Source organism: Agrobacterium sp. GD03872 (assembly GCF_029840625.1).
Taxonomy (GTDB): domain Bacteria; phylum Pseudomonadota; class Alphaproteobacteria; order Rhizobiales; family Rhizobiaceae; genus Agrobacterium; species Agrobacterium fabrum_A.
This window is the reverse complement of sequence record NZ_JAOCCY010000006.1, coordinates 92662-112907: the sequence shown is the minus strand read 5'-3', so window position 1 is coordinate 112907 and position 20246 is coordinate 92662. Positions and strand designations below refer to the sequence as shown.

At 61.2% G+C, this 20246-nt stretch carries 17 protein-coding genes; 12 read left to right on the top strand and 5 right to left on the bottom strand.

The window, feature by feature from the left end; all coding sequences use genetic code 11:
- The first annotated feature begins 19 nt into the window (after positions 1 to 19).
- The 3 genes from N5D22_RS16150 to N5D22_RS16140 all read left to right on the top strand — a co-directional run bounded on the left by N5D22_RS16150 (position 20) and on the right by N5D22_RS16140 (position 4455).
- Complete coding sequence (locus tag N5D22_RS16150; protein WP_279656866.1) at positions 20 to 925, top strand: UTP--glucose-1-phosphate uridylyltransferase; 906 nt, start codon at positions 20 to 22, stop codon at positions 923 to 925.
- 108 nt (positions 926 to 1033) lie between these two features.
- Complete coding sequence (locus N5D22_RS16145; RefSeq protein WP_279656867.1) at positions 1034 to 3382, top strand: polysaccharide biosynthesis tyrosine autokinase; 2349 nt, start codon at positions 1034 to 1036, stop codon at positions 3380 to 3382.
- Between the two features lie 128 nt (positions 3383 to 3510).
- Positions 3511 to 4455: a glyoxylate/hydroxypyruvate reductase A gene (locus N5D22_RS16140; protein ID WP_279656868.1), complete on the top strand. Its 945-nt coding sequence runs from the start codon at positions 3511 to 3513 to the stop codon at positions 4453 to 4455.
- 16 nt (positions 4456 to 4471) lie between these two features.
- On the opposite strand, the gene N5D22_RS16135 is transcribed toward N5D22_RS16140, so the two are convergent.
- Complete coding sequence (locus tag N5D22_RS16135) at positions 4472 to 7447, bottom strand: PAS domain-containing protein (RefSeq protein WP_279656869.1); 2976 nt, start codon at positions 7445 to 7447, stop codon at positions 4472 to 4474.
- A 365-nt stretch (positions 7448 to 7812) separates the two neighbouring features.
- Between N5D22_RS16135 and N5D22_RS16130 the strand changes: the two genes are divergently transcribed.
- The 3 genes from N5D22_RS16130 to N5D22_RS16120 all read left to right on the top strand — a co-directional run bounded on the left by N5D22_RS16130 (position 7813) and on the right by N5D22_RS16120 (position 10972).
- Positions 7813 to 8811 carry an ABC transporter substrate-binding protein gene (locus tag N5D22_RS16130; RefSeq protein WP_279656870.1) on the top strand — a complete coding sequence of 333 codons (999 nt, stop codon included), beginning with the start codon at positions 7813 to 7815 and terminating at the stop codon, positions 8809 to 8811.
- Positions 8812 to 9030: 219 nt separating this feature from the next.
- Complete coding sequence (locus N5D22_RS16125) at positions 9031 to 9918, top strand: proline/glycine betaine ABC transporter permease (RefSeq protein ID WP_279656871.1); 888 nt, start codon at positions 9031 to 9033, stop codon at positions 9916 to 9918.
- The gene (locus tag N5D22_RS16120) at positions 9911 to 10972 is read left to right on the top strand and encodes a glycine betaine/L-proline ABC transporter ATP-binding protein (RefSeq protein WP_279656872.1); all 1062 of its coding nucleotides are present in this window, start codon (positions 9911 to 9913) and stop codon (positions 10970 to 10972) included. Before N5D22_RS16125 ends, N5D22_RS16120 begins: the two co-directional genes overlap by 8 nt.
- Here N5D22_RS16120 and N5D22_RS16115 read toward each other — a convergent pair.
- Positions 10964 to 12208, bottom strand: coding sequence for a TIGR03862 family flavoprotein (locus tag N5D22_RS16115; RefSeq protein WP_279656972.1), 1245 nt, complete (start codon positions 12206 to 12208; stop codon positions 10964 to 10966). The genes N5D22_RS16120 and N5D22_RS16115 overlap by 9 nt on opposite strands.
- A 52-nt stretch (positions 12209 to 12260) precedes the next feature.
- On the opposite strand from N5D22_RS16115, the gene N5D22_RS16110 reads away from it, so the two are divergent.
- From N5D22_RS16110 to N5D22_RS16100, 3 genes are read left to right on the top strand one after another with little or no spacing between them, the layout of a single operon-like run.
- Positions 12261 to 12848: an IMPACT family protein gene (locus tag N5D22_RS16110; RefSeq protein ID WP_279656873.1), complete on the top strand. Its 588-nt coding sequence runs from the start codon at positions 12261 to 12263 to the stop codon at positions 12846 to 12848.
- A 40-nt stretch (positions 12849 to 12888) separates the two neighbouring features.
- Positions 12889 to 13557: a pseudouridine synthase gene (locus N5D22_RS16105; RefSeq protein WP_279656874.1), complete on the top strand. Its 669-nt coding sequence runs from the start codon at positions 12889 to 12891 to the stop codon at positions 13555 to 13557.
- Between the two features lie 8 nt (positions 13558 to 13565).
- Entirely contained in the window at positions 13566 to 14192 is a 627-nt protein-coding gene (locus tag N5D22_RS16100; RefSeq protein ID WP_003522119.1) for a class I SAM-dependent methyltransferase, read from the top strand.
- Here the strand turns inward: N5D22_RS16100 and N5D22_RS16095 are convergent, their stop codons facing one another.
- Positions 14193 to 14378, bottom strand: a complete 186-nt coding sequence (locus N5D22_RS16095; RefSeq protein WP_003508485.1) for a hypothetical protein — start codon at positions 14376 to 14378, stop codon at positions 14193 to 14195.
- A 185-nt stretch (positions 14379 to 14563) separates the two neighbouring features.
- Between N5D22_RS16095 and N5D22_RS16090 the strand changes: the two genes are divergently transcribed.
- Positions 14564 to 15790: a PQQ-dependent sugar dehydrogenase gene (locus tag N5D22_RS16090; RefSeq protein ID WP_279656875.1), complete on the top strand. Its 1227-nt coding sequence runs from the start codon at positions 14564 to 14566 to the stop codon at positions 15788 to 15790.
- An 87-nt stretch (positions 15791 to 15877) separates the two neighbouring features.
- On the top strand, positions 15878 to 16894 hold the full coding sequence (locus N5D22_RS16085) for a DNA topoisomerase IB (RefSeq protein WP_279656876.1): 1017 nt from the start codon (positions 15878 to 15880) through the stop codon (positions 16892 to 16894).
- Positions 16895 to 16897: 3 nt separating this feature from the next.
- Here the strand turns inward: N5D22_RS16085 and N5D22_RS16080 are convergent, their stop codons facing one another.
- Both N5D22_RS16080 and N5D22_RS16075 read right to left on the bottom strand, forming a co-directional pair.
- A complete protein-coding gene (locus tag N5D22_RS16080; RefSeq protein WP_003522116.1) occupies positions 16898 to 17620 on the bottom strand; it encodes a response regulator transcription factor in 723 nt (240 codons plus the stop codon).
- Between the two features lies 1 nt (position 17621).
- Complete coding sequence (locus N5D22_RS16075; RefSeq protein ID WP_279656877.1) at positions 17622 to 18857, bottom strand: GAF domain-containing sensor histidine kinase; 1236 nt, start codon at positions 18855 to 18857, stop codon at positions 17622 to 17624.
- Between the two features lie 303 nt (positions 18858 to 19160).
- Between N5D22_RS16075 and N5D22_RS16070 the strand changes: the two genes are divergently transcribed.
- Positions 19161 to 20177 carry an ABC transporter substrate-binding protein gene (locus N5D22_RS16070; protein WP_279656878.1) on the top strand — a complete coding sequence of 339 codons (1017 nt, stop codon included), beginning with the start codon at positions 19161 to 19163 and terminating at the stop codon, positions 20175 to 20177.
- Positions 20178 to 20246 lie beyond the last annotated feature (69 nt).

Here is a 20246-nt window from a genome sequence, read left to right as displayed (position 1 = left end):
CTTGATGAAGGAGAACGCGATGGACCTGAACAAAACTGTCAGAAAAGCCGTCATTCCCGTAGCTGGCAACGGCACACGGTTTTTGCCCGCCACCAAGGCGATACCGAAGGAAATGCTGACGATCGTGGATCGTCCGGTCGTGCAATATGCCGTTGACGAAGCCATGCAGGCCGGCATCGAACACATTATTTTCGTGACGAGCCGCAACAAGACCGCCATCGAGGACTATTTCGACAGCGCGCCGGAACTCATCAACACGCTCACCCGCTCCGGCAAGACCGTGCAGGTATTGCAGCTGGAAAAGATGCTGCCGGTTGCCGGCACTGTCAGCTACACGCGCCAGCAGGTGCCGCTCGGTCTCGGCCACGCCGTCTGGTGTGCACGCGAACTGGTGGGCAAGGAGCCTTTCGCCCTGCTGCTGCCTGATATGGTTTCCTATGGCGCACGCGGCTGCATTGCCGGGCTGATGGAGCTTTACGATGAAGTCGGCGGCAATATTCTCGGCGTCGAGGAATGCCTGCCGGAAGAAGTCTCGTCCTATGGCGTCGTCGGCGTCGGCCAGAAGGTCAATCATGGCTTCGCCGTCACCGAAATGGTCGAAAAGCCGGAACCATCCAAGGCGCCTTCGAATTATTACCTGAATGGCCGTTACATCCTGCAGCCGGAAATCTTCGATATTCTCGCCAGGCAGGAACGCGGCGCGGGCAATGAAATCCAGCTGACCGACGGCATGAAGCGGCTTGCCGAAAAGCAGTCCTTCCATGCGCAGAAATATAGCGGTCGCACTTTCGACTGCGGCAGCAAGCAGGGCTTCATCGCCGCCAACGTCGCCTTCTCGCTGATGCGCGCCGATATGGAAGCCCAGGTTCTCGCTTCGGTGAAGGAACTGGTGGCGAACCACGAAAGCCGCGTCCAGGCGGCCTGACTTTAATCGCGCCGCCGGGGGAGGCGGCCGGCGCACCAATAACGGGAGGCGGGAAGGCGAGCATTTGTTCGGCTTCCCGCGTACCATTTTAATTCACAAGGTAGGTCCATGCACCACAAGACCTTTAAATCCAATATCGGTTTTCCGGAGTCCGGCAAGGATTCCGACACGTTCATCGACCTCGACCGCCTGTGGGCCGCCGTGGTGCGTCGCGCCAATGTCATTGCCGCCTCCGTCATTGCCGCCGTGGTTCTGGCCGGCCTTTATCTGGTGCTTGCGACCCCCGTTTACACCGCGATGACGCAGGTGCTCCTGGATGAAAGCCTTTCCCGTTATGCGGAAGAGGAATCGCCGGTGCCCGCCGCGCAGATCGTCGACAACCGCATCGCCAGCGCCGTGGAAATTTTAAAATCCAAGGAAATGGCCCTGACCGTGGTCGACAAGGCCAGGCTTGATGAGAACGACATCATCGTCAATCCGCCGATGTCGCCGGTCGAACTCGCCAAATCCTCCGTGCGCGGCATTCTCGATCTCGTTCTGCCGGGCGATCCGCCGGTTTCCGAAGCCGCAATCCGCGCCGGACGCCGCGAAAAGGCCGCCGCCGTTCTGCAGCAGTCGCTCACGGTGGAACGTGTCGGCCGCAGCTCGGTCATCGCCATCTCCACCCGCTCGACCGACCGCCAGCTTGCCGCGCAGATTGCCAAGACCTATGCGCAGGCCTACCTTACCGAACAGCTGAACGCCAATTTCGACGCCAGCGAGCGCGCCTCCGTCTGGTTGCAGGAACGCATGACGGACCTTAACCAGCGCGCCCAGGCGGCTGAACTGGCGGTGCAGAAATTCAAGTCGGACAACAACATCGTCTCCTCGCGCGGCGAGCTGATGTCCGAAGGCCAGCTTGCCGATCTCAACGGCCAGCTGATCGCCGCGCAGGCCGATGCCGCGACGGCCTCTGCCCGCTACAGCCAGTATAAATCGATCATCGACCGGGGACCGGACGCGGCCGTCGACAATGCCGTCGTTTCGGCCCGCGACACCGATAATTCGGTCATTCAGGATCTGCGCAAACGCTACATCACCATTTCCGACCGGCAGCAGGGCATCGTCCAGCAATTCGGCGCCGACCATCCGCAGGCGGTTGCGCTGGACGCCGAGAAGAAAGAGGTTTCGCGGCAGATCTATCAGGAACTGCAGCAGCTGACCGGCAGCCTGAAGAACGAATACGACGTCACCAATTCCCGCGTTCAGTCGCTGCGCGACAATATCGACCGGGTGGCAGGCCGCAATTCCGAGGCCAATATCACCATGGTGCAGCTGCGCGAACTCGAGCAGCGGGCAACGGCGCTGCGCACCCTCTACCAGTCTTACCTCGGACGCTTCGAGGAGGCTTCGCAGAAGCAGTCGCTGCCCATCGCCAAGGCGCGCATCATCTCCGAAGCGGGCCTGCCGACATCGCCTTCCAGCCCGAAAAAGACCATGACCATGGCGCTTTCGGTCGTTCTCGGCCTGATGCTCGGCGGCGGTATCGCAGCGCTTCTCGAATTCCGGGATCGCTTCTTCCACACCGGCAATGATGTGCGTGACAATCTGCGCATGCGTTTTCTCGGTTACCTGCCCTTCATCGGTGAAAGAGGCGTGGAAAACGCCAAGGCGGGCAACAGTGCCGCCACCCCCGGCGGCGAGAACGCCACGCTTGACGAAAGCGGGCAGGTCTCGTTCCAGAAAATGCTGCGCCTTGCCGTGGATAGTCCGCGCTCGAGCTTTGCGGAAACGCTTCGCAACGTGAAACTGACGGCAGATGTCGTCATTCAGGAACGCCAGTGCCGGGTCATCGGCGTCATTTCCTGCCTGCCGAACGAAGGCAAGTCGGTCGTGGCGCTCAATCTCGCCGGGCTGATCGCCTCCACCGGCAAGCGCACGCTGGTCGTGGATGCCGATATCCGCAATCCCGGCCTCAGCCGCATGCTGACGACACGGCAATCCGCCGGCCTCGTCGAAGTGGTGCTCGATGAAGTTCCGTGGACGCAGGCGGTGAAGGTGGATACACGCACGAAAATGGGCATCCTGCCGGTTTCCACCAGCAACCAGTTCGCCCATTCGAGCGAGCTGCTCTCCTCCTCCGGCATGCGCAAATTCATCGACTCCGCTCGCGAGGCCTGCGACTACATCATCGTCGACCTGGCGCCGGTGGTTCCCGTCATCGACGCCAAGGCCTTTGCGCCGCAGGTGGACGGTTTCGTCTTCGTCACCGAATGGGGCAAGACGCCGATCCAGATGGTGCAGAACCTGATGGCCAACGAACCGCAGATCGCCAACAAGACGCTCGGCATCGTGCTGAACAAGACCGACATGACGGAACTGCAGCGTTATGCCGGCCCCGGCGGTTCGGAACATTATCACGAGAAATTCTCGGCCTATTACGGCGATGCGAAGCCGCCGGTAAAGGAAGATGCGTAATGATGAAGCGGCCCGGTGAAACCGGGCCGTTTTATTCTGCCGAAGATTAAGACGGCAGGCCTCTGGCATTGCCCCCTGAAATTGCGCATTGATGGCGTGAAGCTAAAATCGCAAGCAGGATCAGTCCCATGCCATCACCCATCGCCTTTGTTTCACGGATGAATGCGGAAACGGAAGCCGTCTGGAAACAGGCGCTGCGCGCCGCCATGCCGCAGGAGGACATTCTCTCCTTTTCCGAATTGACGGACGAGCAGCGACAGGCGGTGGATTTCGCCATCGTCGCCAATCCCGATCCGGCCGATATTGCGGCACTTCCGGGCCTCAAATGGATCCACAGCCTGTGGGCGGGTGTCGAGCGGCTGGTGCTGGAACTGGGCGACAAGGCTCCCCCCATCGTCCGGCTGAAGGACCCTGAGCTTTCCCGCGTCATGGCCGAAGCCGTGCTGGCATGGACCTATTATCTGCAGCGCGACATGCCCGCCTATCGCGAAAACCAAAAAAAGGCGCTCTGGCAGGAGCTGGACTACCGCCATCCGGCCGAGATGACCATCGGCCTCCTCGGCCTCGGGGCGCTCGGCACGGCTGCGGCGGAGCGCCTCACCCATGCCGGTTTCAACGTTGCAGGCTGGAGCCGTTCGGCCAAGGCGATAAACGGCGTGGAACCACTGACCGGCGATAACGGGCTGCAGGCATTGCTGGAAAAGAGCGACATTCTCGTCTGCCTCGTGCCGCTTACCGATGCGACGCGCGGTCTTCTTGATGCCGCCCGTCTCGCCGCAATGAAACAGGGCGCGGCGCTCATCAATTTCGCCCGCGGCGCTGTCATCGTCGCCGACGATCTGATCGCGGCGCTTGATTCCGGCAGGCTTTCGCACGCCGTTCTCGATGTCTTCGAGCAGGAGCCGTTGCCCACCGCTTCCGCCTTCTGGCAACACCCCAAAGTTACGGTCCTGCCGCATATTTCCGCGCCGACAAGCCGGGAAAGTTCGGCCCGGATCGTCGCCGGCAATGTTCGCACATGGCGGGAAACGGGCGGGCTGCCGGAGACGGTCGACATGGCCCGCGGTTACTGAACGGCGGCAAGGCGGCCTATTCGGCCGCCACCGACTTGCCCGTATGGGCCTGTTCAACGGCGGAGATGATCTGCTGTTCGTCATAGGGCTTGGTCAAGAGAACCGCGCTTGCCGGCGCACCCTCCGGCAAATGGCTGTCCCCCGTCGCAAACACAATGGCAAGCCCCGGCTTGCGGCGCAGGGCCTCCACCGCCAGTTCGCCGCCCTTCATGTCGGGCAGGCCGATATCGGTAACGAGAACATCGATCTGATCTGCTTCGATAGCCTTCAGCGCCTGGGCCGCATTCCCGGCCTCAACGACGACAAAGCCGCTCTCCGACAGCATCTCCGTCGAATTCATCCGGATCAGCTCGTCATCCTCGACCAGAAGAACACGGATCGGCCGATTTTCGTTTTCGACCGTCCTGACAGGTTCGGAAGGTTTTAGATAACCGGGCGCGACAGTCGGCCGTGCCCTCGACAACGACACCTGCTTGCGGTTGGCGATGACGTGGCGAATGCGCCGCGCCAGCGCTTCGCGCGTATAGGGTTTGGAAAGCAGTTCCACCCCGGCATCCAGCCTGCCACCGTGAACGATGGAGTTTTCGGTGTAACCCGAGGTGAAGAGAACGGCGAGATTGGGCAGCCGTTCCTGCGCACGGCGCGCCATTTCCCGGCTTTTCAACGGTCCGGGCATTACCACGTCGGTGAAAATGACATCGATCGGAATGCCGCTTTCCACCACCGTCAAACCGGCCTGCGCATCGCGGGCGGTGAGCACGCGGTAGCCGAGATCGCTCAAGGTCTCGACGACGGTGTTGCGCACTTCCTCGTCATCTTCCACCACAAGAATGGTTTCCGTGCCGCCCTCCACCGGGCCGGTCGGCATCACCACTTCCCTGTCCTCATCGGCGGCGGAGCGCGGCAGATACATCTTTACCGTCGTGCCCTGCCCCACCTCGCTATAGATGTTGACATGGCCGCTGGACTGTTTCGCAAAACCATAGACCATCGAAAGCCCAAGACCGGTGCCCTTGCCTTCCGGTTTGGTCGAAAAGAACGGCTCGAAGACCTTGTCGAGAATCTCCGGCGACATGCCGGAACCGGTATCGGTGACGGCGAGCATCACATATTGCCCCGCCGAGACTTCCGAGTGCTTGCGGGCATAATCGCGGTCGAGAACCGCATTTCCAACCTCGATGGTCAGCTTGCCCTGCCCTTCCATGGCGTCACGCGCATTGATGGCCAGATTGAGAAGCGCGTTCTCGACCTGGTTGGGGTCGGCATAGGTGTTCCAGAGACCGCCTGAGGTGATGACCTCCACCTCGATCGCCTCGCCGAGCGAGCGGCGAAGCAGATCGTCCATGCCGGTTACGAAACGCGCGATGTTGATGACGCGCGGCTCCAGCGCCTGGCGGCGGCCGAAGGCCAGAAGCTGGCTGGCCAGCTTTGCGCCGCGATGAACGCCGGCAAGCGCGTTTTCCAGCCGCCGCTCCGCACGTTCATTGCCGGTCACATCCTTCGACAGCAATTGCAGATTGCCGGCGATCACCTGCAGCAGATTGTTGAAATCATGCGCCACGCCGCCGGTGAGCTGGCCGATGGATTCCATCTTCTGCGCCTGTTGCAGGGCCTTTTCAGTCTGGCGACGCTCGGCCATTTCCGCCTCGACACGCGCCTCGAGGCTCTCGTTCAATTGCCGAAGCTGCTCTTCCGCCCGGATGCGGTGACGAATTTCGCGCTCGAGATTGCTCGCATGTTCCTTGAGGGTATTTTCGGCCCGCCGCTGTTCGGTGACATCCGTATGGACACCGACCCATTCGGCAATAGCGCCGGCCTTGTCGAAAATCGGCACGCCACGGATCGCAAAAGTGCGGTAGACGCCGTCATGGCGGCGCACCCGATGTTCCCAGATATAGGTCGACTTTTCCGCGACCGCTTTGTTCCAGCTCTCGACAGACCCCTGCCTGTCCTCGGGATGGACCGCGTCCGCCCAGCCAAAACCCTGATAGTCTTCCGGAGTCTGACCCGTCAAAGCGCTCCAGGCGGGTTGTTCGCCCAGCATCATTCCTTCGGCGCTGTTGGTCCACAGCACGCCGTGCACGGCATCCACCGCAGCACGGAAACGATTGTTGCTGATGAGGATTTCCCGCTCCGAGCGCTTCCTCTCCTCGATATCGATGATCAGCACATAGATGCCGTCGATGGAGCCATCGGCAATGTAACGCGGAACATAGCGGATTTCGGCGGCGCGCGTGCTGCCGTCCGGTCTGCTGATCACGGTATCCGAAACGATCTTCTCGCCGCTGAGTGCGCGGTCGAGATAGGCCCTGCGGGCCTCGAAAAAGGCCTCGCCGACGATCTCGGGAACGCTGCGGCCGATCACCTCCTCGGCGCGGCGGCCGAACCATTCCAGATAGCCGTCATTGGCGAATTTATAAACGTAGTCACGGTCGACATATCCGACCAGGATGGGCAGGGCATTGGTAAGCCGGCTCAGTTCCTTGCGGCTCTGCTCCAGCGCCTCCACGGCCTTCACCTTGTCGGTGTTTTCGAGCACGGTGCACAGGACGCCGTCCACCGTTCCACCTTCGTTATAGATCGGCGTGTAGAACAGGTCGAAGATCACCTTTTCCGGCAGACCGTGCCGCATCAGCGTCATCGGCTGGTCGCGATAGGCCATCACCTCGCCGCGAAACCCCGCTTCCAGGATGCGGCTGTTCCAGTCCCATATTTCCGGCCAGATTCCCGGCACCGTGCCGCCGAGCGCCTGCGGGTGATAATTGCCGGCGATCTCCGCATAACCGTCATTATAGATCATCACATGATCCCTGCCCCACATCAGCACCTGCGGAATGGGCGAATTGACAACGGAATTGGCCTTCTGCCTCAGATTTTGCGGCCAGTCGCAAATAGGACCGAGCGATGTCTTCGACCAGTCGAAGCGGCGCACAAGCTCACCCGTTTCACCGCCACCGATCGGCCATACCGGGGCAGCACGAAGATTGGTCATTCAACATCACCACAAAAATCGAGAGGAAATCTCCCGTAATACAGATCGAAATAAAAGTCCAAGAAAACAAAAACTTCCGCTTATTGTTCCCCGCCCATTTTCAGATTTGGATAAAGTTCCGTCCGCGCGAAACATTCCGACGCATCGGCGGAATGGCGGCGCAACGTCGTTATCGCGACATCGCAGATTTCGGCATGACGCCCGAAAGACCGGACGATTGATTGATGATTGCCATCCTCAATACGCCAGAATCTGCCGCAAACGGAACGGCCACAAAGGAATTATTAAGCCTCAATATGGGCGCTGGCGGTCGCGGTGCCGTCGGCGCCCGGGTCTTCGCCACACCGCGACCAGAGGGAACAACAATGAAAATACTTTTGGGTGCCACAATTCTTTCCGCCGGCTTCGCCTTTTCAGGCGGCGCAGCCTATGCCGCCGACTGCGGAAACGTGACAATTGCCAGCATGAACTGGCAATCGGCCGAAGTCGCGGCCAATCTCGACAAGCTCATTCTTGAAAAGGGCTATGGATGTTCCGCCGAAATCGTCACCGGCGACACCGTGCCGACATTGACCTCCATGGCCGAAAAGGGCCAGCCGGATATCGCCCCGGAAGCCTGGGTCAGCCTGCAGCCGGAAATCGTCAAGCAGGGGCTGGAAGGCGGCAAGGTCGTCGCGGCTTCGAAGATACTGTCGGACGGCGCGGTTCAGGGCTGGTGGATTCCGAAATATGTCGCCGACGCCAATCCCGATCTCAAGACCATTCCCGACCTCTTCAAACATCCCGAACTCTTCCCCTCGCCTGAAGACAAGTCGAAGGGCGCCGTGTTCAACGGTCCGCAGGGCTGGGGCGGCACTGTCGTCACCGCGCAGCTTTTCAAGGCTTTCGACGGTGAGAAGGCCGGCTTCACCCTGGTCGATACCGGCTCCGCCGCAGGTCTCGACGGTTCCATTGCCAAGGCTTACGAAGCCAAGCAGCCCTGGGTCGGTTATTATTGGGCGCCCACCTCGCTGCTCGGCAAATATGAGATGGTGAAACTCGGCTTCGGCACCGATTATGACGCGGCCGAATGGAAACGCTGCACCTCGATTGCCGATTGTCCGGACCCGAAACCGAACGCATGGCAGGTGGACGATGTGCAGACGCTGGTGAGCAAGACCTTTGCCGACCGTGCCGGTCCGGCCATGGACTATCTGAACAAGCGCGCCTGGACCAATGACACCGTCAACAAGCTGATCGCCTGGATGACGGACAATCAGGCGACCGGTGAAGACGGCGCCAAGCACTTCCTGAAGGAAAACGAGGCGCTGTGGACCGGCTGGGTCTCTCCTGACGTCGCGGAAAAGGTCAAGGCCGCCCTTTAAAGCCGGCCCCTGCATATCTGCCCGGCAAACGGCGTCCGCCAGCGACGCCGCCGCGCCCGTACCGGCTTGGAAATACCCCCAGGCTTTACGGTGACGGTGTGCCGGTTCAACAGAGCGTTCCGTCCTGAGCCCTGCAGGACGCGCGGCGCTCTGGCGACTTTACTCCCGGAGCGCGGCGGACATCGATCCCCGCCTCCGGTTCGTCATGGAGAACAGGATATGGAATGGCTTTTCAAATTTCCGACCATGAATGATGATGCTCTGCGCGCGCTGAAAAAGGTTATCGACGAAGGCTTCCGGGCGTTCACCCGAACCTATGGCAGCGCGATAGAGGGGCTGTTCACACCCCTGCAGAGCTTCCTCATCTGGGCGGAAAGGCTTTTGATCGGCGCGCCCTGGCCGGTCGTTATTCTTATTGTCGGCGCACTCGCCTGGTTCGCCAGCCGCAGCGCCACCATTGTTGCGCTGTGTTGCGGCATTCTCTTCGCCATCGGCTGGTTCGGCATGTGGGAAGACACGATGAAGACGATATCGATGATCTTCGTCTGCGCCGTGCTGTCCATCGTCATCGGCCTGCCCATCGGCATCGCCATGGCGCGCTCCAACCGCCTGCAGAATGTCGTCAATCCCGTCCTCGACGTGATGCAGACGATGCCGAGTTTCGTCTATCTCATTCCCGTCGTCATGCTGCTCGGCATCGGTCGCGTGCCCGGTGTCATCGCCGTCGTCATCTACGCCATTCCGCCGATGATCCGGCTCACCAATCTCGGCATCCGCATGGTCGACCGCGACGTGCTGGAGGCGGCGGACGCCTTCGGGTCCTCGAAGCGCCAGAAGCTTTTCAAGGTGCAGCTGCCGCTTGCCCTTCCCACCATCATGGCCGGCATCAACCAGACGATCATGATGGCGCTCGCCATGGTCGTCATCGCCTCCATGATCGGCGTGCAGGGCCTCGGTCAGCCGGTGCTGAAGGCCATCGCCAATCAATATTTCACGCTTGGCGTGTTCAACGGGCTTGCCATCGTCGGCATCGCCATCATCTTCGACCGCATCAGCCAGGCCTATGGCCTTCGCCTGCAAAAACACCGGGAAGCAGCGCATGGCTAGTCAATCGATCGAAATTCGCAGCCTCTACAAGATTTTCGGCTCAAAGGCGGCCGACTATGTCGAACCTGTCAAGACCGGCATGTCCAAGGCGGACCTCAACGCCAAACATGGTCACGTGCTCGGCCTGCGCGATATCAACATCACCATGCCGGGCGGACAGATCACCGTCATCATGGGCCTTTCCGGCTCGGGAAAATCGACACTGATACGCCACGTCAACCGCCTGATCGACCCGACGGCCGGCGAAATCCTCTATGGCGGCACCGATGTCTGTCGCCTCAACGAAGCCGAGCTTCTGGAATTCCGCCGCCACAAGACGGCGATGGTGTTCCAGAAATTCGGCCTCTTGCCCCACCGCAATGTGCTGCAGAATGTCGTCTATGGCCTTGAGGTACAGGGCGTCGAAAAGCGCGAGCGGGAGGAAAGGGCCGAAGTCTGGATCAGGCGCGTGGGGCTCGAAGGCTTCTCCAGCCACTATCCGAACCAGCTTTCCGGCGGCATGCAGCAACGCGTTGGCCTTGCCCGGGCGTTGACCAACAATGCAGAAATTCTGCTGATGGACGAGGCCTATTCGGCACTCGATCCGCTCATTCGCGTCGACATGCAGACGGTGCTTTTGGAATTGCAGAAGGAGTTGAAGAAGACCGTGGTCTTCATCACCCACGATCTCGACGAGGCGCTGCGGCTGGGCGACAAGATCGCCATCTTACGCGACGGCGAAATCATCCAGCAGGGCACGGCCGCCGAAATCGTCATGTCGCCCGCCGACAGCTATATCGAGGCCTTCGTGGAGGAGGTCAATCGCGGCAGGGTCATCCGTCTCGGTGCCATCGTCCAGCCGGAGTTTTCCGGCCAGTCACGGCTTCAGCTCGATGCGGACATGACTGTTGAAGAAGGCCTGCGTGCGCTCGTTCGGGAAAATGTCAGCAGCGCCACGGTCGTCGGGGAAAACGGCAAGGCGCTCGGCGCCGTCACCACCGACGCCATCATGCGCTGCCTCGTCAGGACCGCACATGGTGAGGAAGCAGGCACGGCTGAACGCTTGTCAGGCTGAGCCTTCAAGCCATTCGGCCATGCCCTTCGCGGCGGCCCTGCCGGTGGCGAAACAGGCGGTCAAGAGATAACCGCCGGTCGGCGCTTCCCAATCCAGCATTTCCCCGGCGACGAACATGCCGGGGAGCTTTTCCAGCATGTAGTTTTCATCAAGGCCGCTCCACGCGATACCGCCGGCCGATGAAATCGCCTCGGCAATCGGCCTCGTCCGCAAAAGCGGTATCTCCGCATGTTTTATTCTCGCGGCGACGAACTCATCCGGCATGGCCGCGATGTCGGGAAAGATTTCCCGCAGAAGCCCGACCTTCACAGCCGATAAGCCGGCCGCCTTGCGCATGCGGTTTGCAAAACTCTCCTTCCGCCCGAGTTTCGCCAGATCGCGGCTGAGACGTTCCACCCTACGTCCCGGCGCAAGATCGATTGCGAGCGACACTTTGCCCACCTGTTCCAGCCGGTCACGCAGCGCGGCGGAATGGGCATAGATCACGCTGCCTTCAATACCATGCTTCGTGATGACGAATTCGCCCTGAAAAGCCCCTGCCGATGAAATGGTGATGGTGGATTTCACCGCTTCGCCGGCAAAACGCGCGCGGAAGACATCGCTCCAGTCGACGTCGAAACCGCAATTGGCGGGGCGGAACGGGGAAAGCGCCACGCCTTTCTCCGCCAGCGCCGGAACCCATGCGGCATCGGAGCCGAGACGCGGCCAGCTTGCGCCGCCAAGCGCCAGAAGAACGGCATCGGTCTTGATGGCGATCTCGCCCTCCGGTGTCGCGAAAACCAGCTGCCCGCCGGAAAAGCCCGTCCAGCGATGCCGCGTCCTGATGGTCACCCCCTGCGCCTCCAGCCGGGCGAGCCATGCCCTGAGCAACGGCGAGGCCTTCATGACGGTGGGAAACACCCGGCCCGAAGTGCCGACGAAGGTTTCCTGCCCAAGCCCCTGCGCCCAGTCGCGCAGCATGTCCGGCGTAAAATCATCGAGAGCGGCGCGCAGCCGCGGTTCCGCATCACCGAACCGGTGACGGAAGCTGTCGTAATCTTCGGCATGAGTAATGTTGAGGCCGGATTTTCCGGCCATCAGCAATTTACGCGCCACGGTCGGCATCGCCTCGAACACCGTTACGGCATGGCCTGCGGCCGAGAGCACTTCGGCCGCCATCAGCCCCGCCGGTCCACCGCCGATAATCGCGACCTGCCTCGCCTTTGCCAAAACCTTCTCCATCGCCATCTTCGCCATTCCGAGCCTTATACCGATTTCCGCATGCGAATATATGCGATATTGAACGCCCATGTTCACGCTCGACCGACCCGTCACCTTTTCGCAGGATATCAAGAAAAGCCGCTTCATCGCCTTTGCCGCACCGGTGACGGGCGAAGAGGATGCGAAAAACTTTCTTGCGGCGCATTCCGATCCTGACGCGAACCATAATTGCTGGGCATGGCGAAGCGGCCAGACCTATCGTTTCAGCGATGACGGCGAGCCTTCGGGCACGGCCGGGAAACCGATCCTTCAGGCCATAGACGGCCAGGCGCTGGATAATGTCGCGGTTCTCGTCATCCGCTGGTTCGGCGGCATCCTGCTTGGCAGCGGCGGGCTGATGCGCGCCTATGGCGGCACGGCGGCCGCCTGCCTGCGGCTTGGCGAAACCTCGCCGGTCATCGCTTATGTCAGCGCGACACTGAGCTGCCCCTTCTCCGATCTGGCGCTGGTGAAATCGCGCCTTTCCGCCACCCAGAACCTGCGTCTGGAAAGGGAAGATTTCACCGGCACCGGCGCGGATATGCTGCTTTCTGTTCCGGCGGATGAAGCCGAACGGCTCACCCGGCTTTTAAGCGACCTGACCAGCGGACGCGTCAATCTCCACATTCCCGACTAGCACGTCTGTCCGAATGCACGATTTGTGCTAAGGAAGCGCCATGTCATCTGAGCTTTCCAACCCCGTCTATAATCCGCCGCTCGAACCGTGGCTGACCATCGTGCACCGTGATGACGATCTTCTGGTGCTGGACAAGCCGAGCGGGCTTTTATCGGTGCCGGGGCGCGATCCGGCGCTTTCGGACAGCCTGATGACGCGTGTGCAGAAACAGTTCCCGAAAGCGCTGATGATCAACCGGCTGGACAAGGACACATCAGGCATCGTGCTGATGTCCCTGAACCGCAAGGCGCATGCGGCGATTGCGTCGCAGTTTGAAAACCGCCAGACACGCAAATCCTATGTCGCCATTGTCTGGGGAGAGGTTGCCGGAGAAGCGGGCGAAGTGGATTTGCCACTCGCCATCGATCCCGAAAACAAGCCCCGCCACCGCGTCGACCGCGAGAACGGCAAGCCGGCACAGAGCCTTTGGCGGGTGCTGGAACGATTGCCGCTTCCGGCAACGCGGCTGGCGCTGACACCCCTTACCGGCCGTACCCACCAATTGCGGGTGCATATGAAGGCACTTGGCCACCCCATTCTCGGCGATGAATTTTATGCCGAGGGCGAAGCGCTTGCCGCTGCGCCGCGGCTGATGCTGCATGCGCAGGAGGTTGGTTTCCGCCATCCCGATGGCCGCGACGTCACCTATACCGTGCCCTGCCCCTTCTGAGGCCTGCGATGAAAGAAAAAGACGAAAGCTTCGTAGTAGATTTTGTCGGCGGTGCAGTTGGCCACCGTTTCCGCTCCGGCGAGGGGCGCGGACAGGCCCTGCCGAAAGCCGCGGGTTTCACAAAAGGCCGCACGCCAAAGATCGTGGATGCGACCGCAGGCCTCGGGCGCGACGCCTTTCTGCTGGCCTCACTGGGAGCGGAAGTGACCCTCATCGAACGCTCGCCGGGAATGCATGCCCATCTTGCGGACGGCATTCGCCGCGCATTGGAGGCGGGCGGCGCCTATGCCGAGGCGGCGGCGCGCATGACGCTGCTTCACGGAGATTCACGCCAGTTGCTGAAAGAGCTTTCGCCCGAGGTGGTGATTGTCGACCCCATGCATCCGCCGCGCCACAACACGGCGCTGGTGAAAAAGGAGATGCGGGTGCTGAGGGAACTGGTTGGCTCCGACCCGGACCAGGTGGAGCTGATGGAGGCCGCACTGGAAAATGCCACGAAACGGGTGGTTTTGAAATGGCCGCTGCGCGCCGAGCCGATGCCGGGCATTCGCAAGCCTTCGCATCAGATAATGGGCAAGAACACCCGTTATGATGTCTTCATGATCTTCGGGAAATCTCTCGACCCGGAGGAATGATCAGCGGAAGCTCGGCTTGCGCTGCGCATTCATCAAAAGCTCGTGCCGCGAGGCGAACTCGCCGAACAGCTTTCTGAGCCGGGTTTCCTCCGCCTTGTCCAGCCGGTAACGCCGGCAGAATTCCGCGACGTTGAGGATCGGCTTGGTTCTGTTCCCGTCTATGGTCTTGTTGTCGATGATCTGCATGGCTCCCTCCGTGTAACAAAAGGGAAAACGTGACCGCAGGCTGGCGGTTCCTTATGAATTCGCATGGATGAGAAAAGAGCGTGCAGCCTGCACACGGCGTGATCAAGTTTTCTTGAAACTATCGCAGGAAACGAAATCCTCCCCAAATGGTTCTCTGCCTGACGTAAACGAAGGAAGGGAGACCCATGTTCCATAACAACCGATTTCTGAGTTCGACGATCCTGTGTGCGCTGCTCGCCGTGCCGCTTGCCGGTGTTGCGCAGGCCCAGGCCCCGGCTGCCGAAACGAAACGGCCGAATGCGCCGGATCAGAAACCGGCTTTTGAGGGCCAGACCCGCGCGCCGCAGGCCGCCACCCAGCCGAATATCGAAAAAACCGTCATTGCCGAGGGCCTGCCGCATCTGTGGTCGATGGAGTTTCTGCCCGATGGCCGCATGATCGTCGCAGCCAAGGAGGGCGCCATGCATATCGTCGCCGACGGCAAGGCCGGCCCGGCGATTGCCGGCGTGCCTGAGGTGGCATCCGACGGGCAGGGCGGACTTCTCGACATCGCGCTGGCTCCCGATTTCGAAACATCGCGCACCATCTTCTTCTCCTTCTCCGAACCGCGCGATGGCGGCAACGGCACGTCGGTAGCCTCGGCGAAACTGACCGAGGAGGGCGGCGCGGCAAAGCTGGACAATGTCTCGGTGATCTTCCGCCAGATGCCGACCTATGACGGCGACAAACATTTCGGCTCCCGCCTCGTCTTCGGGCCGAACAACGAGCTTTACGTCACCGTCGGAGAACGTTCGGATTCAAAGCCGCGCGTGCAGGCGCAGGACCTGTCGAGCGGGCTTGGCAAGGTCTTCCGCATCGATACACAGGGCAAGGCCTTTGAAGGCAATCCTTTCGCCAGCCAGCAGAACGCCCTCCCCGAAATCTGGAGCTATGGCCACCGCAACCTGCAGGCGGCAGCGCTTGACGGAGAAGGCAGGCTCTGGACCGTGGAACATGGCCCTCGCGGCGGCGATGAGCTGAACATGCCGAAAGCGGGCCTGAACTACGGCTGGCCGGTCATCACCTATGGCGTCGAATATAGCGGAAGGTCGGTTGGTGAAGGCGTTACCGCCAGAAGAGGCATGGAACAGCCGGTTTATTATTGGGACCCGGTCATCGGCCCCTCCGGCATGGCCTATTATGACGGCGACCAGATTCCCGAATGGAAGGGCGCTTTCTTCGTCGGCGGTCTGGTAAGCCAGGGCCTCGTCATCCTGCATATCGATGGCGACAGGGTCGCGACCGAAAGCCGGTTGCCGCTGGAGGCGCGCATTCGCGACGTGAAGGTGGGTCCGGATGGCGCAATCTATGCCGTGACCGAAGAGCGCGGCGGCGGTCAATCGCAGATCCTGCGGATCGCCAAGGCCGGCTGAGAAAACTCACGATTGGAACGACAGGCCGCCGGAACGAAGGCGGCCTGTTTTTCGTTTGCCGCAGCGTGAAACCTGCCGGAAAAAACCATGCCACAGCCGCCCACCCGCCTTCTTGCCAAAATCGGACTTGCCTATGTCAACGATCAGGAGCCGGGTATTGCCCGCGAGAAACGCGGACGCGGTTTCTGTTACCGCCTGCCGGGCGGCGAACTTCTGTCCGACAGCGTCGAACTGAAGCGCATCAAAGCGCTCAGCGTGCCGCCCGCCTATAAGGACGTGTGGATCTGCATCGACCCATCAGGCCATCTGCAGGCAACCGGCTTTGATGCCCGGGGGCGAAAACAATATCGGTATCATCCCGACTGGCATGCGCTCCGGGGCGAGACGAAATTCTTCCAGCTGAAAAGCTTCGGCAGGGCGCTGCCGGCCATTCGCCGCCGCGCCATCGCCGATATCGAAAAACAGGATCATGGGCCGGAAATGACGCTCGCGGCACTCACGCTGCTGCTCGATGCCGCCTATCTGCGCGTCGGCAACCGCTCCTATCTCGAAACCAACAGCACCTATGGCGCAACGACATTGCTCAAGCGGCACGTCTCCTTCGGTGAAACCATCGAGCTGCGGTTTGCCGCCAAGGGCGGGCAGAAGGTGAAACGGCAATTGCGCCACCCTCGCCTGCAGAAAATCCTCGAGGAGATCGCCGATCTGCCCGGCAAGGAACTCTTCGTCTGGCAGGACAGTGAAAACCGGGTGCATTCGGTCGATTCCAGCGATCTCAACGCTTACCTCTCCCGCATCGGCGGGCAAGGCATTTCCGCCAAGACCTTCCGCACCTGGGGTGGAACGCTGGCGGCCTTCTGCAACGCGATGGAACATGTGGCGGCGGGTGACAAGCCGAGCATAAAGGGCATGTGCGAGGCAGCGGCGGCGGAGCTTTCCAACACGCCCGCCATCTGCCGCAAGAGCTATGTGCACCCGGCCGTCCTCGATATAGCCACGGAAGAGAAAGCGCAGAAAAAGCTTGGCCGCATCTTGAAGGTCGGGGCAAAGCCCGTCTCGGGCCTCAGGGCGGATGAAAGACGGCTGCTTGCCTTCCTGCCCTGAGGATCAGCGGCTGCCCGCCCATTCCGCCAGCTCCCGCTCGGCCCTTTCCAGCGCGCTGTAATTCAACAGCTTGCGCAGGAAAGCGACGGTAACAGCGCGGGTTCTGAGATTATACCGGCCTTCCGCCTCGTCATCGCCAGCTGCCTGATGCACGTTCAGCTTCTCATAGAGGCTTTGCAGCCGGTTCTGTACGCTGCGCAGCGACAGGTTGCGGCGGCGGGCAATCGCCTTGTCGGTGAGGCCGAGCGCGACATCGACAAGGATTTCATATTCGGAATCGGTAAAGCCATGGGCCTTGCCGAGGCTCTTTTCCTGCAGGCCGCGCACTTCCCGGTCAATCACGCATTGCGCCTCGATGAAGATGCTGCGCAGCGCCAGCCGCAAGCGGTCATCGGAGGCCGATTTCAGCACGTAGCCATAGGCGGCACCCTCAGGCACGATGCGGGAGACACCGCGCACATAGGCCTCGTCGGAATAGTTGGACCAGAACAGGATGCGGGTATCCGGCCTTTCCTTCCAGATGGTGCGCGCCGCCTCGATGCCGTTGCGCTCGTTCATCTGCAAATCCATGACGATATGGGCGGCGCGATTTTCCCGCGCGAGCTTTTCGCCGGTTCTGCCATTGGCCGCTTCCAGCACCTTGTCGCATTCCGGCAGCGCGGCACGCACCGCCTCGTTCAGATAGGCGCGGTGCAACGCATCGTCCTCGACGATCAGCACATCCATGTCACAACTCCTCCCGCCGGTCGAAAGCGCCTGCCGGCAAGGTCACGGTGATGCGGGTTCCCGCTCCCGTGCCATTGCCGCCAATATCGAATCTGGCTGAAATCAGCCGCGCCCGCGTCTTCATATTGCCGATGCCGAGGCCACCGGAAGCCCCACCTTCGCCGCCGCCGCTGCCGTCGTCGCTGACCGTCATCCGCAAGCCGCCGTCGATTGCGGTCAGTTTCACGGCAATCGCTTCCGGCTGGGCATGACGAATGGCGTTATTGACCGCCTCCTGCACGATGCGGAACAGCGAGATGGCCACCGTCTTGTCCAGTCTTTCCACCAGCCCATCCGTCTCATCCGTCACCGACCAGTCGATTGCCGACCCGCTATCGCGCACGGAGCGGTCCACATAGGTCTCGATGGCCTCAACGACGCCGAACAATTGCAGGATCGAGGGTTTCGCCTCCTCGATGATCTCACGCAAATCCTGCATGCAGTGCTGCAGGCTGCGCACCACCGGCTCCAGCATCTCGCCTGACAGGTCGGGGGTATGGCTCATGCGCTCGATGCGCCGCGCAAGCCGCGTCAGGTCCGCCAGCGTCTGATCGTGCAGATCCATGCCGATGCGCTGCCGCTCGGCCTCCAGCGCCTCGGTCAATTGCAGCGCGCCGAGCCGGAGGCCTTCCTCGCGGGCATTGGCGCGCGCCTCCTCGATGGCGGAGCGTTTGGCCTGCTCGGCGGCGCGGATCGCGTAGAAATAGGGCGCCAGCAAATCGGCGACCGCGCGGGCATTCGCCACATCCTCCATCGTATAGGCGTCCGACCGGTGGGAGGAGCAACTCAGCGCGCCGATGATGTCGCCATGCACCTTCATCGGCACATGCAGCCGGCTATGCAGGTTAAGTTCGATGATCGGGCTTGAAAACGACCCTTCGAAATGAAAGCGCGGATCGGCGCAGGCGTCGCCGCTCAGGAGGTATTCGACCTCGCCTGATAGCAGCGAACGGATCGGACTACCGGTCAGAAGGGCGGGCGGCTGCCGGCTCCAGGCGCTGACGAGGCCGCTCTCATAGGCGATGTGATATTTGTCATCCAGCTGCTTGATGCAGACATCCATATGGTCATGCGGGATGATATGGCTGATCTCGGTGGCGACCGCCTGGATGATGGCGTTAAATTCGAGCTGCCCGGCAAGCAGCCGCGAAATGCCCATGTAGTGATGAAAAAGAGCGCTTTTCGGCGTATCCAGCATGTGCGGACGCCCTCCCAAGCGCCTGCCTTCGACCATCGCGGCGAAGCTTCAACCCATTGGGCGCCGCATCATCCATTCTGCGCCCGGCAGTGGCGTTTCGTCCTGCGGGTTCCCGCAAGCTTTCTGCGGAAACCCGCAGGAAGATTGCCGCGATCCGCCTATACAAGCCAAATCTTCTTGGTCATTCTCGCTTCTACTGGGGAACGGAGCTCCAGTGCAACGGGATTTCGTCTGCTGCCGAGGAGATTTGCGGCGGATGAGGGTTCCGGACCCGAAAGGGCAAGCCACCAGGGAGGAAATCAAATGGCTTTCAGGAAGATGCTTCTGGCATCGGCCGCTGTCGCATGTGCAGCTTTGCCGATCACCGCTCATGCCGATACGTCGGCCAAAAAAATTGCGCTTTCCAACAATTATGCCGGCAATTCCTGGCGTCAGGCGATGCTGACGAGCTGGGACAAGATCACCAAGCAGGCGGTTGCCGACAAGCAGGTCGCCGCCGCTGACGCCTTCACCACAGCCGAAAACCAGGCGACCGAACAGGCCGCGCAGATCCAGAACCTCATTCTTCAGGGTTACGACGCCATCGTCATCAATGCCGCTTCGCCGACCGCCCTTAACGGCGCGGTGAAGGAAGCCTGCGATGCCGGCATCACCGTCGTTTCCTTCGATGGCATCGTCACCGAGCCCTGCGCATGGCGCATCGCGGTCGATTTCAAGGCGATGGGCGAAAGCCAGATCGATTATCTCGCCAAGGCCATGCCGAAGGGCGGCAACCTGCTTGAAATTCGCGGTCTTGCGGGCGTTTCGGTGGACGATGAAATCCACGCCGGCATCGCCGCCGGCGTCGCCAGGAACCCGCAGTTCAAGATCGTCGGTTCCGTCAATGGCGACTGGGCGCAGGATGTGGCGCAGCGCGCCGTCGCCGGCATCCTGCCGAGCCTTCCCGAAGTCGCGGCTGTCGTGACGCAGGGCGGCGACGGTTATGGCGCGGCGCAGGCCTTCGCGGCCGCCAAGCGCCCGATACCCACCATCGTCATGGGCAACCGCGAAGACGAGCTGCAATGGTGGAAGCAGCAGAAAGACGCAAGCGGTTACGAGACCATGTCCGTCTCCATCGCTCCCGGCGTCTCGACGCTGGCTTTCTGGGTGGCGCAGCAAATCCTCGACGGCAAGGATGTGAAGAAGGACCTGACCGTGCCCTTCCTGCGCATCGACCAGGCCAATCTCGAGGAAAACCTGAAGACGACCCAGAAGGGCGGCGTGGCGAATGTGGAATATTCGCAGGAAGACGCCCAGAAGGCCATCGCATCGGCCAAATAGGCCGGATCGGCTTTAAGCCTGGCTATTGCGACGCTCCCGGAACGGGCGCCGCAATAGCCAAACATTATC

Excerpts from the sequence above, each read along its gene's own strand:
- N5D22_RS16080 (WP_003522116.1), bottom strand. The coding sequence starts at position 17,620 with ATGGATGTGCTGATCGTCGAGGACGATGCGTTGCACCGCGCCTATCTG.
- N5D22_RS16130 (WP_279656870.1), top strand. The coding sequence starts at position 7,813 with ATGAAAATACTTTTGGGTGCCACAATTCTTTCCGCCGGCTTCGCCTTT.
- N5D22_RS16095 (WP_003508485.1), bottom strand. The coding sequence starts at position 14,378 with ATGCAGATCATCGACAACAAGACCATAGACGGGAACAGAACCAAGCCG.
- N5D22_RS16150 (WP_279656866.1), top strand. The coding sequence starts at position 20 with ATGGACCTGAACAAAACTGTCAGAAAAGCCGTCATTCCCGTAGCTGGC.
- N5D22_RS16100 (WP_003522119.1), top strand. The coding sequence starts at position 13,566 with ATGAAAGAAAAAGACGAAAGCTTCGTAGTAGATTTTGTCGGCGGTGCA.
- N5D22_RS16090 (WP_279656875.1), top strand. The coding sequence starts at position 14,564 with ATGTTCCATAACAACCGATTTCTGAGTTCGACGATCCTGTGTGCGCTG.
- N5D22_RS16125 (WP_279656871.1), top strand. The coding sequence starts at position 9,031 with ATGGAATGGCTTTTCAAATTTCCGACCATGAATGATGATGCTCTGCGC.
- N5D22_RS16135 (WP_279656869.1), bottom strand. The coding sequence starts at position 7,447 with ATGACCAATCTTCGTGCTGCCCCGGTATGGCCGATCGGTGGCGGTGAA.
- N5D22_RS16120 (WP_279656872.1), top strand. The coding sequence starts at position 9,911 with ATGGCTAGTCAATCGATCGAAATTCGCAGCCTCTACAAGATTTTCGGC.
- N5D22_RS16085 (WP_279656876.1), top strand. The coding sequence starts at position 15,878 with ATGCCACAGCCGCCCACCCGCCTTCTTGCCAAAATCGGACTTGCCTAT.
- N5D22_RS16140 (WP_279656868.1), top strand. The coding sequence starts at position 3,511 with ATGCCATCACCCATCGCCTTTGTTTCACGGATGAATGCGGAAACGGAA.
- N5D22_RS16115 (WP_279656972.1), bottom strand. The coding sequence starts at position 12,208 with ATGGCGAAGATGGCGATGGAGAAGGTTTTGGCAAAGGCGAGGCAGGTC.
- N5D22_RS16075 (WP_279656877.1), bottom strand. The coding sequence starts at position 18,857 with ATGCTGGATACGCCGAAAAGCGCTCTTTTTCATCACTACATGGGCATT.
- N5D22_RS16070 (WP_279656878.1), top strand. The coding sequence starts at position 19,161 with ATGGCTTTCAGGAAGATGCTTCTGGCATCGGCCGCTGTCGCATGTGCA.
- N5D22_RS16105 (WP_279656874.1), top strand. The coding sequence starts at position 12,889 with ATGTCATCTGAGCTTTCCAACCCCGTCTATAATCCGCCGCTCGAACCG.
- N5D22_RS16110 (WP_279656873.1), top strand. The coding sequence starts at position 12,261 with ATGTTCACGCTCGACCGACCCGTCACCTTTTCGCAGGATATCAAGAAA.
- N5D22_RS16145 (WP_279656867.1), top strand. The coding sequence starts at position 1,034 with ATGCACCACAAGACCTTTAAATCCAATATCGGTTTTCCGGAGTCCGGC.